The organism is Pseudomonas sp. KH_027 (assembly GCF_057838565.1).
On record NZ_JBYQOM010000002.1, the window covers coordinates 174059 to 187436 of the forward strand.

The following is a 13378-nucleotide window of genomic DNA, read 5'->3' on the forward strand; positions in this document are numbered from 1 at the left end:
TGCCCAACTCGACAGCCCACATGCTCACAGAAGCCAAAAGCGCCACCCCATGGGATTTGGCGGACAAGAAGACACAGAAGGTGCGTTTCTCAGCGGCGAGCTTCTACATCGTCGTAGACGGAATTCGTAGCGAGTCTGTGAGGGCGGCCTCGCACGCGCTCAAATCCTATGTTGGCAAATGGGATGGCGTGCGTTGCCGTGGCCCCAAAGCGCTCAAGACTGAACGGCGCCGCTGGATGCGGATGCGTGAAATGCGTCAGCCAGACACCTCGAAGGGGGTATACCTCTCGCAGCCGTTGCGATACAGGAACGTACTGCTCGTCATCGCCCCCACAAACGACCTCATGACTGGCCTGATAGGTGTAGAGCTGCCATCAGATGTGAATATCAGGATTGAGCCCTACGAGAACCAGTACGAACTCAGGGAGGATAGGTGATGGCAAGCATTAGCTTTGCTGGGTCCAATGGATTGATGGATGTGCCCGCGCCAGCCTGGATCAAGAAAGACGCAAGTCTTTTTGCTCAGTGGGGCCAGCTTCTGCTCGCGATGATCAAGCACGGGGCAATCGATGTTCTTCGCAAGGGCGAACAGCTCCAATTGAAGCCCAACGAAATAGGTTTGCTTGTAGACGGCGGGCTCTATGCAACCGACAGCCCCCCAGGCACTGATACCCGAGCACTGCTCATCGACTTCTTGCGCCGTGGTGATCTTTTCACACCAACAATCAGCAGTAACTTGCATATCACCCTGACCCCCCACTGCCGGACAACGTGCTTGATCGTCCATGAAGACGCCCTAAGTTCGCTTCGGAGGGATTTCGACGCATGGGATAAGTGCTTCCCCATCCTGTGCGCAGAATTGGCGCAGTCCTTCACCAAAGCCGTCAGTGAATCGCAGGGCAAAGACCAGGACAAGATTCGTCGAGTCCTATCGATCCTTGCAGGCCACCCAACTGCCATCGACTCCAAACTCGGGCGCGAGATTGAGGCCGGCAAACAACTGATCCGTGACCTCGCGGGCGTACAGAAGCGCTCCGCGACACGGGCATTCCGGGCGCTAGAGGATGCTGGAGAAGTCAGCTTCTACGGATACAAGCGCCTGTTCTTCAAGGTGTAGCACCGCTATCAGCCGCTACCGATTCTTCAATTCCAGTTCCATGACTTGAGGCTTAGTCAGGTGAAATCCAAAAGAGCAACTATCAGTATCAGCAAGCTGGCCCGATATGCGAGCAGCCCGGAGAGCATATTCGAGAAGGCTGATGCAGGCGCCACACGCTATGGAAACCGAGCCCATGCAGCCATAGGCAGGGGGCCTAGCGTGGCCTTGTTTATCTGTATCGCAATACTGCTGCTGGTTGCCGCAAGAATGGTAGGCGTAATCTGATGATGTACTTAGCTTGCGCCCTTCTACTGCTGGCGATCATCTTCTTCTTTCAGAAGAACTCGGCATCTGGCGCGATCTACTCCCGGTTCGGAGTCCGGGAATCGAGCCATCGGCTGATCAGCACAGACCTGGGCAAATCCGAGGGGCGGTTGAAGCTTGCACGGTTCGGCATCAACGGTATCCCCGACGCTGTTTTTGAGGCCGTCTCGGGTAAGGAAATTCTGGTAGGCGAGTTCAAGAGTCGCAAGTACCGCAATCAAGTGCGACTGGTTGAGCTTTACCAAGTCCAACTTTACCTTGGCCATATCCAGGCCATGTACCCCCGCCACAAGGTTGTTGGCTGTTTAGCGTATGCCGATGGCCGTGTTCTAGTGAACTTCGACCCAGCAGTATATGAAGCCCTCCTGGGCCTGCGTGATGAATACTGGATTACTGTCAGGTACAAGCGTGTAGCGGATAGCCGGCCCCTCCACAAACGCATGAATGTCGCCTCTCAGAACAGAAGCCTACGGTTGTCTGCAAGCCTGTAGCCATAAAGTCGCCCACAAAAAAGCCCGGCATAAGCTGGGCTTTTTATGCGTGTCGCCTGTTACTGGTTGATGCTCAGAAATGTATCCCTTGCACTCTGTGCAGGTGCTCATTGCCAACGCGGCTTGTCACAGCACAACGAACCGATCAACAGCAGGCAGATACAGACCCAGCTTGACCGGCAATGTCACGCCAGCCTCGATGACCACATCCCGGTATTCCTCCATTTTCTTGCGGTAACGAGCTGCGATTGCTGCGATGAAAGACTCAACCTCTACGCCATCAGGACACTCACCAGTTTTCCAGTCGGTGATCCAGTAAGCACCAGCATCAACGAACGGACGGTCGAGGTAGCGATGCACCCAGCGCCCGTTGCGGAAGCCGCTAACCTGAACTTCCTGACCACCCTCGTCATGCTTTGACAGAATCCAGCGACCCTTCTCGCTGGTCAAGGTCGTAACCAAAAGAGCCATGATCCGGTCGCGCCCTGCCGGAATGTCACGAATGGGGTAGCCCTCTCGGCGCATCAGAGCCGCTACGGCTTGGGCCTTGCCGTGCAGCTTTTCGAGGCTCCACTTCTCCAGGCCGTCTTTGGCGATCATTTCAACAACACGGTGATACACGATGCCTTCGACCTTCGCCTTGTGGTCGTCACCCTCGCCCTCACGTAGCTCATCGTGCAACTCGCTTTCGGTCGGCAGTGCTTCATTGGTGGCTGCGGGGATGAAGCAGTCAGTAGGCAAATCAACGCTGTGACCGGCATCCAGGCGCGCTTTCGACGGCACGCCGCCCAACACCTCCAACTCAACTGCATCCACATCCGCCTCAACGAATTGGTCGGCCAATACTCGCTTGAGGCTGCCAAGAAGGGAGTTAGAGCCACCAGCCTCATCATCCGCAACATCTTTGCACGCGGTCAGGTGCAGGCGAGACTTGGCGCGGGTTGTGCCCACATATGCGACCCGCTCCAGCTCTTGGCGGTGATCCGCTTTCACGCGGCCACCTAGGAACTTAAACAGTCGGCTCTCCGGGGACATTGCATCCTCCCCCCCCATATTGGGAGCCAGGAAGAAGCGCCCGTTGATCGTGCGCCAGTAGAACAGCGGCGTGTCATCACTGCCGCCGCTCTTATGCAGCGCCGGGATGATCACAGTCGAGTATTCCAAGCCCTTGGACTTGTGAATTGTCATGATCTGAACCACGCCAGCTTTCGGCGACGCATACAGATTCGCCAGCGCATTGAAGAATGCCTGCGGATTGTCCAGGTCGCCTGTAGCGGTATGGGTGCCAAGCAGCTTGAAGACAGTCTTAATGTCGGAAAGCTCTGTTTGGTCAACGGTGGACATACCCCCAAGGGCCAGCCACAGAGCGCGGGCCTTCCATGCAAGCTCATCGCTGCGTGACGACTTATCAACGCCCTCCAGGGCATCGACAAGGCGCTTAACGCGAACCAGACCTTCTGGGGTCAGTTTCGCCTGAACCTCACTCTTGCGCAGCGCAACCGGGATCACCTCATGCCCCATGCTTACAGTAAGGCAGTCCTCCCAGCTCAAACCCACGAATGCAGCCCGCAGCAAGGCCAACCATGAGGTGCGATCTGCTTGGTGCCAAAGGGCACGGATCATCGAAACTACTTCCGCAACCGGAGCGGAGTCGGCGATGGGATCAATGTCAGTACCGCTAGCCCCAATACCGGCTTGCTTTAGCGCTGGCAGGATGTACTTGAGGTGCGAGCGACCGCGAACGAGGATGGCTACGGACTGGGCGGGGTCTTCACGGAAGGCATCCTGGACAAGCTGAACAACACGCTGCGCCTCCGCCTCAGAGCTTGGCAAAGCTTCGACTGTCACCATGCCTGGATTCGAGCGAAAGGGAATCGAGGGTACAAAGCTGTTGCCTGCCCCCTGGAAAAGCTCGCCATATACCTTGTTGTTCCACTCAACGATGGCAGGCGAAGAACGGAAATTTACCTGCAAGTGATAAACGTCGAGACGCTTGGGGCCGAAGCAGGCCTGATCGACAGTATCAGTGAACAGGCTGACGGTTGCGCCACGGAACTGGTAGATCGACTGGTATTTGTCGCCACACAGGAAAACACTGCGCTCGTCATCTTCTTCCCACGCCTGCACAAGGCAGCGCAGCAGCTGGTACTGAGCCGGCGAGGTATCCTGGTTCTCGTCTACCAGCAGATGGCAAACACGGTCTTCGTCAAGCAGGGCATCGCCCACTTCAACACCAGCACCGAGGGATAGGATTGCCCGCTGGGCAACCTCGGGGAAGTCAACCGACGCGGAGCCATCAAAGGCCAGCATCAGGTTGGCCATCAGGTAGCGCAGGATTACCGTAAGGTGCTCCATCATGCGGGCGGACTCAGCCGGATACTCAGGGTCAGGCAGGTCGCGGAGAACGGTCAGAGCCTCATCAACTTCTGGATCGCCATTCAGGGAACCGAGGAAACCATTCATGCGCGAGGTAAGCGCCTCCTTGGCCGGGAAGCCTTCACGGGCTGTTACTTTGCTGCGGATCATGCCATCCACCTTTAGCAACGCCTTGGCCGCACGGCGGGCGAAGTCGCGGCCTTCATCGGTCATGTCGATGCAGCCATAGGAGGCCCATGCGTGATGCTCATGCACGCCGCTGGCATCAGCGTAGATGCGCCAGCAGGCGTCGAAGTCGTACTTGTTCAGCACTGCAACTGCGCTGGCCATTTCGGATTCGACGATTTCACGCAGCGCCTCAGAGATTTCCTCGCTGCTCAGGTTTAGTAGCTCGCCTACCCACTGGTCACGCTTGGTCAGTAGAGTGGTAAACATCGGCACCAGCAGTTCGAACTGGTTACGCGCAAAGCCCAGCACCGCTTCAAGCGCTTCGCGCAACACTTGAGGGATGGACTCGTCGTTGACGCTGCCTAGCGTATTGAGGATGGCAGTCCGATAAATCAGAGACGGATCATCAGTGGTACGACCGCCTCCCAGCCCGGACATGATTGGCATCTTGGCGGCGATCTGAGCGCAGAAAGCGTCAAAGGTCATAATGCGCAGGCGGGATGGGTTCAGAGCGAGGTTCCAGCCCAGCAAGGCATCACGCTCCAGTACCAGACGGGCAAGCATGTACAGCGGCTTTTCATGGGGCTCTACGGGCTCTACTCCCGACGCGGCCAATGCCAGGGCGCCAGTCACGCGCTCGACGATTTCACCAGCAGCCTTGTTAGTGAACGTGATTGCCAGGATTTCTTCCGGGCGCTGCACCACTGTCAGGCACGCCAAGAATCGATACAGCAGCTGGGTTGTCTTGCCAGAGCCTGCCGGCGCGAGAAGCGCAACCGAGCGCGTAGGGTCAATCGAGAGAGCACGAACATAAGCATCGTGCGGATTGGTGGCAGCGATTGCTGCCATGATTGGAGTCAAGTGGAACAGCTTGGATTCGATGCGGGCTTGAGCAGTCATGGGGCTCTCCTTTCAGATAGCTCCAAGATAACGGCCTAGGCACGGTGTCACCGATGACCGAAGAAAGTCGTGGAAACCTAGCCGAGGATGTGAGGAATCGCGCCGCAGGCGTATGCGATGATCAGAATGCAAGCAACCAGTAGAGCGCAGCTGAGGCCCACCAGCGCCAGCGCCAGGAAGCCTTGCCTCTTGAACGCCACGCCGCACATTGCGGCCAGCTCGGCGCCCGCGACCCCGCACAATAGGGCCGAAGCGCACCAGCCTGAAATACCGGCGAATTCCATCATCAGGTAAACCAGTAGCCCGACAATCAACAGCCGGCTTGCCGCTGTAAAGGCACCCATGAACGTAGGCCTATGCAGCCCAAGCGATTGAAAAGACATATGTCGGCAAACTCCAAAATGCTGGCTGGCCCGGCAGGGCCAGCCTCAAGAGAGCGAAAGGTTACAGCAGGGGCTCCAGGTGCTCATAACCCATGGGCAGCGCCTTGTCGAAGGCCGAAAGGAGCCCATTGCCAGAGAGGAAGCCGTCAGCCATTTCCTCAAGAGCGCTATTCCAAGCTTCGACCTGCGCAGCCCACTCCGAGGGTTGGCACACATCGTTCTTACCCGCAGCGCCACCATCCAGCTTCGCGGTGAAAGAGCTTCGCGTATGCATATGCAGCTTCTTGGGGTTGATCTGCGCCAGCGTAATGCCATCGATAGAGGGCACCCCCAGGTCGGCAGGCTTCACTTTGGTCGCATAGATCGGCAGCTGAGGTTCCAGCAGCTTCTCGGCATTAAGACGCTTGAATGTGAAGTTGGCACCAGACTTGTAATCGAACAGCACCGCGTAAGTCTTCTCATCAGGCGGGAACACCTTATCGATCCGGTCTAGGCTGACTGTCAGCTCTACGCCGAAGACGTTGACCTCAGTCCGCCGTTCAAAGCCAATTACCTCGAACGGGTACTCCCGAGCCTTCTCAACCTCCATCCAGGCCATCAGGAGCGTGTGCAAACGGCCCTGCTCCAGACCAATCAGGCGACGCCCATAACGCCACTGGAGCTTGTAAAGCAGGCCGATGCTGGCCAACTCAATAGCTTGAGCCACCTCCGCCGAAAGCTGATCCTGGCTGAAAGATTTCAGCTTTTCCTGAGTGCGAACAGCCTTCCAGAACACCTCAAGGCACAGGTGCAGCATGGTGCCCTGAATGCGAGGGTCAAGGCCGAACACTGGAACCGGGAATTCCTTGGCGCCCAGGCGATTGCAGGCAAAGGCAAAGAATGGCTCTACCGCGTAGTTCTGGAAGACACTCACGCCGCCCTTAATGCGCTGACGTTCCTCGTCGCCTACGGCGGGGATCGTTTCCTCGTCATAGTCGTCTCGGTTCAGGGTGCCCACCTGATTTCCGGCAAAGCCCTTCCACTCTACTGCGCTGCGCAGAGGCGCCGGCCAATCCCCGAACAGAACAGACGGGCCAACGCTACTGCCGCGATCATCATGCTCAAAGCAGGACACAGTAATGTCGTTGCTGGTAGCCATTAGAGCCTGCACCACACGCTGAGCCTTCTCAAGCTGCCCCTCGCTCGTAGCCTCTGGCACGCCAGCAACAGTCAAAAGCTCCAGGGGGAGAAACGGATTTGGGTCAGCAGGCAGCGGCAGCACTTTGCTGGTGGCACCAAGCATCCACACATGATCAAAGTTCAGGCCCACGGCATCGGCATAGGTCATGATTGCGACAGGCGCTACATGACTGATACGCGGCTGGAATTGTTGGCAATCAACTATTTCACGAAGCCACATGTAGGCTCGCGGGTAGGAGCAATGGCCCAGTTGGTAGTCCAGGGAGCGGAATACCTTGAGCGCTTCCTCCCAAGCCTCCAGGGTCTGGTAGTTGGCACTGGAAAGCGACTCAGACTCCGGCCAGCCCATCTTGGCGAGACTTGCCGTGAAAAAGTCGGCCCACTCAGACGGATAGCGATCAGAGGATTCATCCTCCTGAGAGGCCAGTACATGCCGCAGATTCTCAGTAAAAATTGGGCAACTGGCCTTGCACGCAGCCAGTGCGCGGAGGTAGTCCTTGCCACCCATGTTGAGCCCGTTGTTCTCACGCAGCCAAATATCAACAAGCGCCCGCTGAGCACCCTCTACCGCATGCCCTCCCACCCAGCTGGATCGGAGCACGCGGCTAAATACATCGGCATCAGCTTCTCGATTGGTAATCGACAGGATGCCCATCGCTGCGCGGATCATTGGCCGAGCGCCCAACGTTGCCCCACTGGAAATATCCCAAGGCTCTCGCACCTCTACCCCATCCTTCATAGGAAGCAGTGACGCCGGGCTTACCGACATGGTTAGCGCTTCGATCAGGGGGGCTTGATGCGTATCCATGGACGGTACTAGCAGCGCAATCGAAGGCGCTGCATGCGGGGTGTCGATATATGGTTTGAGCGTGGAATTCACCCACTCTGCAACTTGCTCGAATTCGTCAGACTGAGTGACTGCACGACGCAGCTTGGGCGTGCATGCCTCACCCTCGAAATCCAGCTCGACCACTTCAACACCCTTGGCCTGGAGTGCATCGAGAATCGCCCGCTCCGAAGGGTTCATATAAAGCACACCGACCATAACCACCTTGCGTGGCAGCACCAGCCCATCAGACTCGATGGCGGACAGAACAAGGGCCGGCAGCTCCGCCCGGAACACGCAGCCGTTCTTGCGGCAGTCAGTTTCGATAAGCGAACGCCACTGCCAGAAAACCTCGTACTCGCGCTTGAAGCGAAAACGATCCGGGTCATTCGGAAGCTTGAACTTGATGAACGTCGAGTACGCCTGAGCGATTCGGCGTGCGGTGCTGGTCGATGAAATCAAGTTTTCAGGCAGCAGGCCAGAACGGTCAGCCACGCTTTTCACGACAGCCAACTCCTGCACGGGATACAGCAACTGCTCACTCGGCAACTGCTCCAGCCAAACTTCCTCGATCCACTGAGTAATGGTTCTGACCTTGCCCTTGGCAAACCAAGAGCGCTTGCCCGCAATGGACTGCAACAGAGCTGCCTGCATCTTGATGTGGCGAGATACACGCTCGGTTGCAGCGAGTACCAGAGTGTCGTCGTCGAGTGTTTGAAGATGATCGAACAGGGACATGGGCATTTCTCCTTTGATGCCCAAAAGATAACGCCGACAACGGGGTGTCATCCGCCCACCTAAGCAACTCGTCAGTCCCCATCCCAGGATTTCAGGCTGCCCGTATCAACAAAGGTCGCGGCATTGCACGAAACCAAAACCTCTGGACTCAGCGGCGTGCCTGCTTGCACAAAAAACAACTCATGTTGGGCGCATCACCCCCCGATTTGGGGGATGCGAGGGGGGCATTAGTAATTATGAGCCAAAAGACCAGAGCCCCTTGTAGGTACTGAATGGACAATAAATCAGTGGTGGACACTGCCGCCCCCCCTATCCACATGGTCTATCAGCCTGTGGCCCGGATTATCCAGGATGAGCTGGAGGTCGTTGCGTATGAGTCACTTTTGAGGGTGGGGGCGAACCACGATAACCACACAACCTTGTCCGTGATCACCAACGCCGAGCGAACCGGGACGATCCCGTCACTTGACGAACGTATAGCGCAAATAGCCTGCACAGACGCGGCGCAACTTGAAGGCATGAATCTTTGGATGAACATGTCACAAGTGACGCTTAGCACCCCACGCATAGCAAAGCGCATCGCGAACGTAATTGTCGATCACGGCCTCTCGGGCAGGGTTACAGTCGAGATAACTGAGACGGCTGACGGTAGGGTGCCGATGCTTCTGGAGAGCATTCTATTGCTCAACAACCAGAACATCGCAGTTGTCATTGACGATATTGAGGACGGATTCGCCAAGTCACATCTGCTGAGGTCTGACCTGATCGCAGGTTGCAAGCTATCCCACAACTCAACCATGCGAATGCTCAAAGACCCCTTCTATCTTGATACAGTAGAAAGGCTGATCCGTTGGTGCAAAAGCAATGGCAAGACGGTTGTCATCGAGGGCATAGAGGGCGCCCGCGAACTGAATGTGGTGAAGGTGCTAGAGGCAGACTACTACCAGGGCTTCCATTTGTGGGCTCCCAGCCCATTCTCTGAGCTGCCAACGCCAGGAACTCGCAAGAGGATCATGCTCCCGATTGCTGATACCTCCAGCGTCCCCCTCTCCCTCCCTGCTTAACCCTACCACCACGCACTGAACGACAGCCCAGACGCACCGAGGCCAGGAATAATCCTGGCCTCGGTGGTAAAGAATGCCCGGAGTATTTCCGGCGAATCAGTCGATGGAAATACGGTTGCGGCGCTGGATGAACTCAGACAGCTCATCGCGTGTGGCATTACGGCGGGCGACCTGGGCCATTGCCACCTCTGCCATGCTCTTGCGACCCTGGTTATCCATCACGCTGGCAAGCATTGGCAAAGCGGTAAGCCCCTTCTCGAAAATATTCCGCGCTTCCGTATCGACCAGCAGGGACTCATAGATTGGAATCGGCTTACGGTCCTGAGTCCCGAAGCGGACAACATGCTGCCACCACAGGCCACGAAGGTTTCTCGCAAGGACGCGCTCATAGCGCTGATCGACCAGCGCAAGCATTCGGGTATAAATATCGAAGGCACTATCAGCGTGGATGGTCGCGAAGACGCTGTGCCCGGTAGATGCTGCGAGCAAGGCTGCGTTTGCCGTTTCCGAGTCTCGGATTTCAGACACAACGATTGTGCTTCGGCTCTGGCGAACACAATCTCGAATCGCCTCGGGGAATGACTCAACGTGGGTTCCAATCTCGCGCTGGATGATCGAGTGACTGGGGTAGATCACCTCGATGGGGTCTTCAACAGTCGCGATCTGGGCTGAACGAGGATCAAGCTGGCCAATAGTTGCGGCCATCGTCGTGGACTTGCCGGAACCCATCCGCCCAGCAAACAAGGTCAGGCCCGCACCCTCGGTCAGCGGCCTAATCAGATTCCAGTCCAGCCCCAGGTCATCGCGCAGTGCCGGAATCTTCAAAGGCAGGTGACGAATGGATATGCCCCAGCCCTTTTGCGAGTTGGCAAGGCAGCAGCGGTAGCGGTAGCCCATGAACTCGGTAGTGTAGTGAGAGCTGCGGGTGTTGAAACCTTTGCCCTTTTGAGCAAGGTTCTGCTGGAAGAAATCTCGCCAGACTGGCGGCGTGCGGCCAAAGGTCGTGATCCCGTGGAAGTCCGTCGATTCCACATAGTTATCGGAGAGAAGAATATTCCTTCCGACCTTCAAGGCATGCTCGACCTTATCCTCGTCAGCTATTTCCACTTGCGATGCGTAACTCACGTAACCCCCTTCTCAGTAAAGCGTGACCGGCCCGTCCAGCAATGGATCAAGCGAGTTCCTATGAATTGCATGTTGGACGAAACGCTTCGCTCCGAAGCACTCGTCGTTTGACTTGTTAGGCTTGGCAAACTCAAGCAAGCAGGCGTTCTTGTAGGCGCACCCCTGGCACTCAGGATTGCTGTTCCGCGTCACTTGTCGGCGCATGTACAGGCGCCGCTCGCGTGAAACCAGAATGTCGTGGAAGCTTGTTGCCCCATCCAGGATGTTGCCGAATCGGTGCATGTACTCCTTGTAGCCGTCCTTATAGTTCGGCAGCACGAAATCACCGTTTGGCAGGAGGAACAGCGTTTGGCCGCACATGTTGCTCATGGGTGAGCGCTTCGACCGATCCACTGCAAAGTGCGCCTCCCCAATTGACGGTGGATTCAGGCCCCTGTACTTGAGCGAATACCAGTGATCGAGCATTGCGATCATGTAGTCATTGAAAGCCGTCATCGTCGGTGCGTATCGGTCGTACTTACCGGGCACCGAGTTCTGGTCGTTCAACATGAAGGGCAGCCAGCCCGTCTCGCACACGCCCAGGTCAGAGAGGATATTTAGAGTTTCTGCGGCACCCTGTGACAGAAGGTCTGAGTTCACCACGCTGATGGTAGCCACTCGCAGTCCACGCGAGACGGCTTCACGCACCTTGGCCTCCCACTTCCGAACATAGGAATTCGAGCGCATTGACCCGTCATAGGAGGTCTGGATGTAGCCATCGGTATGTCGGTGCCATAGGGGCGCCCAAATATCCAGGTCAACCCCGAGAAGCGAGGTGAGCATGACGTGCTTGACCTCATAGCCCTTCGACGCTGGGAATTCCTCGGCCATCATCTGGACGTAACTCTCGAAATACTCAGGCCCTGTGCTTGTGGGCTCCCCGCCGTAGTTGTAAACGAGGACAACGCGACTTGGCGGCTGCACTTGATCCCAATAGGCATCCACCTTTCGACACACGTCTCGCATCTGGTCGATTGTCATGGTCGTGGTGTCACGGCGCTGATCGACGGACAGATAGCAGTGCTTGCAGTTGTAAGGGCAATGCAGCGTGGGCATGATCGTGAAGACGAAATAGCCGTTTTCGATGGTGTCCGGCACATCGTGGCCAAACTGACTAGCCATTACGGTCATCGCCGCCCTCCTTCCGCACGTAAAGGACTGGGCTGCTCAGATCACTGGGTTTGGCTGCTATCTCTGTGCGAAGACCCAACTCAACCGGGTCAACGTGGTAATGGTGCTTGTTGCGCTCTAGCGATTGCTCAAGCAGTTCGTCTTCAATCGAGCGCTCGCCACTTCCCCCCCTCTGTGACTTCTCCATGGCCACGATGGTATTGACGCTAAATAGCCGGCGCCCGTAACGCCACAGCAACCTTCCAAGGATCGGGAATATGGCGAAGAAGCCGACCTGCCTCGGTGCCGGCTCCAAGCCCTGCTTGTCTATATCGACCATCACTCAACCAACCGCAATCAGGTGATCGGGGAGTGCCGCGTTTCGCATCAATAGCGCCTGGGGGAGTACCCCCTCGCTTACACGCTTACGCGCATACTTGATGAACGACTTGAAGCCAGGGCACTCACCCTCTCCGTTCCATTGCGAATGCAGAACGCCACAGTTGGCCTTGCAGATCAGGCGCTCGTCACATGTCCGGCATGCTTCCGGCAGACGTGTTGCCTTCATCACCTCTCGCAGGTAGCTGCGGGAAGTGAGCACATCGTGGATCGTGGTTGTGAACTGCACCTCGCTGACCCCATCGGGTTTGATCACCTCCTTTGTCTCAAAGAGGTTCCCGTGCGAGTGATAGTCGTTGGTGCCGCCCTTTTCGATGCAGCTGATCGTGCGGCCATCGGAGTCAATATCGAGGGCACCGTGGACGATGGGGCAAACCACGTCATCCATCGGTTGATCCTGGTGAACAGCCATCAGCCACGACTCGCATGGGTTCACCCATAAGTCGGGTATGCGGTCCCGGTTCTCGATGTACCAATCCAAGGCATCACAGTAGAACTGGGCCGTTTCACTGTGCTTGGGCTGCACCAGCTTCGAATTCAAATCACCATCCCCGCTGGGGATGAAGAAACCGAAGTGCATCTTGGTAAATCCGAGTTCAACCAGTTCTTCAATCATGGACGCGGCGCCAGCCTGAACGACTGGCTTCACCAGCGCAGTTGTCACAGAGAAGTCCTTGGGACCGGGCAGGGCCGGGTCTTTGGATTCAGCCATCAGAGTCCTGACGTTGTGGCGCCAGATTTCTTCCTGCTTGCGCTTGTTGAAACGGGTGGTGCGCTCGTAGGAAGTGGCCACCTTGTCGAACAGCCGAGCAACCTCAAGCGCCTCGGCTGTGACTAGGTTCGTCACAATGCTGAATGCCACTTCCTGGGGGATTTGCTTGAGCATTTCCTTCGCCTTGGGAAGCGCCGACTTGAAAAACTCGACACCCAGCATGGACGGCTCACCGCCGATGACGTGAATGTCAACGAAGGTATAGCGGCGAGAAAATTCGTAGTCGAGCTTCATGTGATCGACGATGCCCTGCACTACATGCAAGAACTCGGCTTCGCTCATGTCAGGCGATTTGTCCTTCTTGTCAGACAAGATGTAGCAATGACTACAGCGGAGCTGGCAGCGCCGGGTGACGTTGATCTGAAACAAGAACGAAGTGCGGCCC

At 56.7% G+C, this 13378-nt stretch carries 11 protein-coding genes; 4 read left to right on the forward strand and 7 right to left on the reverse strand.

Going from position 1 to position 13378, the window contains the following annotated elements:
* Nucleotides 1-20: 20 nt before the first annotated feature.
* The 3 genes from AC3IYG_RS23470 to AC3IYG_RS23480 all read left to right on the forward strand — a co-directional run bounded on the left by AC3IYG_RS23470 (nucleotide 21) and on the right by AC3IYG_RS23480 (nucleotide 1914).
* Nucleotides 21-437 carry a hypothetical protein gene (locus AC3IYG_RS23470; RefSeq protein WP_489314046.1) on the forward strand — a complete coding sequence of 139 codons (417 nt, stop codon included), beginning with the start codon at nucleotides 21-23 and terminating at the stop codon, nucleotides 435-437.
* Nucleotides 437-1117, forward strand: a complete 681-nt coding sequence (locus tag AC3IYG_RS23475) for a hypothetical protein (protein ID WP_489314045.1) — start codon at nucleotides 437-439, stop codon at nucleotides 1115-1117. Before AC3IYG_RS23470 ends, AC3IYG_RS23475 begins: the two co-directional genes overlap by 1 nt.
* A 266-nt stretch (nucleotides 1118-1383) precedes the next feature.
* Complete coding sequence (locus AC3IYG_RS23480; RefSeq protein WP_489314044.1) at nucleotides 1384-1914, forward strand: hypothetical protein; 531 nt, start codon at nucleotides 1384-1386, stop codon at nucleotides 1912-1914.
* A 126-nt stretch (nucleotides 1915-2040) separates the two neighbouring features.
* Here the strand turns inward: AC3IYG_RS23480 and AC3IYG_RS23485 are convergent, their stop codons facing one another.
* From AC3IYG_RS23485 to AC3IYG_RS23495, 3 genes are all read right to left on the reverse strand, one after another.
* On the reverse strand, nucleotides 2041-5358 hold the full coding sequence (locus AC3IYG_RS23485) for a UvrD-helicase domain-containing protein (RefSeq protein ID WP_489314043.1): 3318 nt from the start codon (nucleotides 5356-5358) through the stop codon (nucleotides 2041-2043).
* Between the two features lie 77 nt (nucleotides 5359-5435).
* Nucleotides 5436-5702: a hypothetical protein gene (locus tag AC3IYG_RS23490; RefSeq protein WP_489314042.1), complete on the reverse strand. Its 267-nt coding sequence runs from the start codon at nucleotides 5700-5702 to the stop codon at nucleotides 5436-5438.
* A gap of 100 nt (nucleotides 5703-5802) precedes the next feature.
* Nucleotides 5803-8484, reverse strand: a complete 2682-nt coding sequence (locus tag AC3IYG_RS23495) for a PD-(D/E)XK nuclease family protein (RefSeq protein WP_489314041.1) — start codon at nucleotides 8482-8484, stop codon at nucleotides 5803-5805.
* A gap of 272 nt (nucleotides 8485-8756) precedes the next feature.
* Between AC3IYG_RS23495 and AC3IYG_RS23500 the strand changes: the two genes are divergently transcribed.
* Nucleotides 8757-9548 (forward strand): EAL domain-containing protein, encoded by a 792-nt coding sequence (locus tag AC3IYG_RS23500; protein ID WP_489314040.1) that lies wholly within the window; start codon nucleotides 8757-8759, stop codon nucleotides 9546-9548.
* 96 nt (nucleotides 9549-9644) lie between these two features.
* On the opposite strand, the gene AC3IYG_RS23505 is transcribed toward AC3IYG_RS23500, so the two are convergent.
* From AC3IYG_RS23505 to AC3IYG_RS23520, 4 genes are read right to left on the reverse strand one after another with little or no spacing between them, the layout of a single operon-like run.
* A complete protein-coding gene (locus tag AC3IYG_RS23505) occupies nucleotides 9645-10673 on the reverse strand; it encodes an ATPase, T2SS/T4P/T4SS family (RefSeq protein ID WP_489314039.1) in 1029 nt (342 codons plus the stop codon).
* Between the two features lie 12 nt (nucleotides 10674-10685).
* On the reverse strand, nucleotides 10686-11843 hold the full coding sequence (locus AC3IYG_RS23510) for a radical SAM protein (protein WP_489314038.1): 1158 nt from the start codon (nucleotides 11841-11843) through the stop codon (nucleotides 10686-10688).
* Nucleotides 11827-12162, reverse strand: coding sequence for a hypothetical protein (locus tag AC3IYG_RS23515; RefSeq protein WP_489314037.1), 336 nt, complete (start codon nucleotides 12160-12162; stop codon nucleotides 11827-11829). Before AC3IYG_RS23515 ends, AC3IYG_RS23510 begins: the two co-directional genes overlap by 17 nt.
* A 3-nt stretch (nucleotides 12163-12165) precedes the next feature.
* The gene (locus tag AC3IYG_RS23520; protein ID WP_489314036.1) at nucleotides 12166-13275 is read right to left on the reverse strand and encodes a radical SAM protein; all 1110 of its coding nucleotides are present in this window, start codon (nucleotides 13273-13275) and stop codon (nucleotides 12166-12168) included.
* Nucleotides 13276-13378 lie beyond the last annotated feature (103 nt).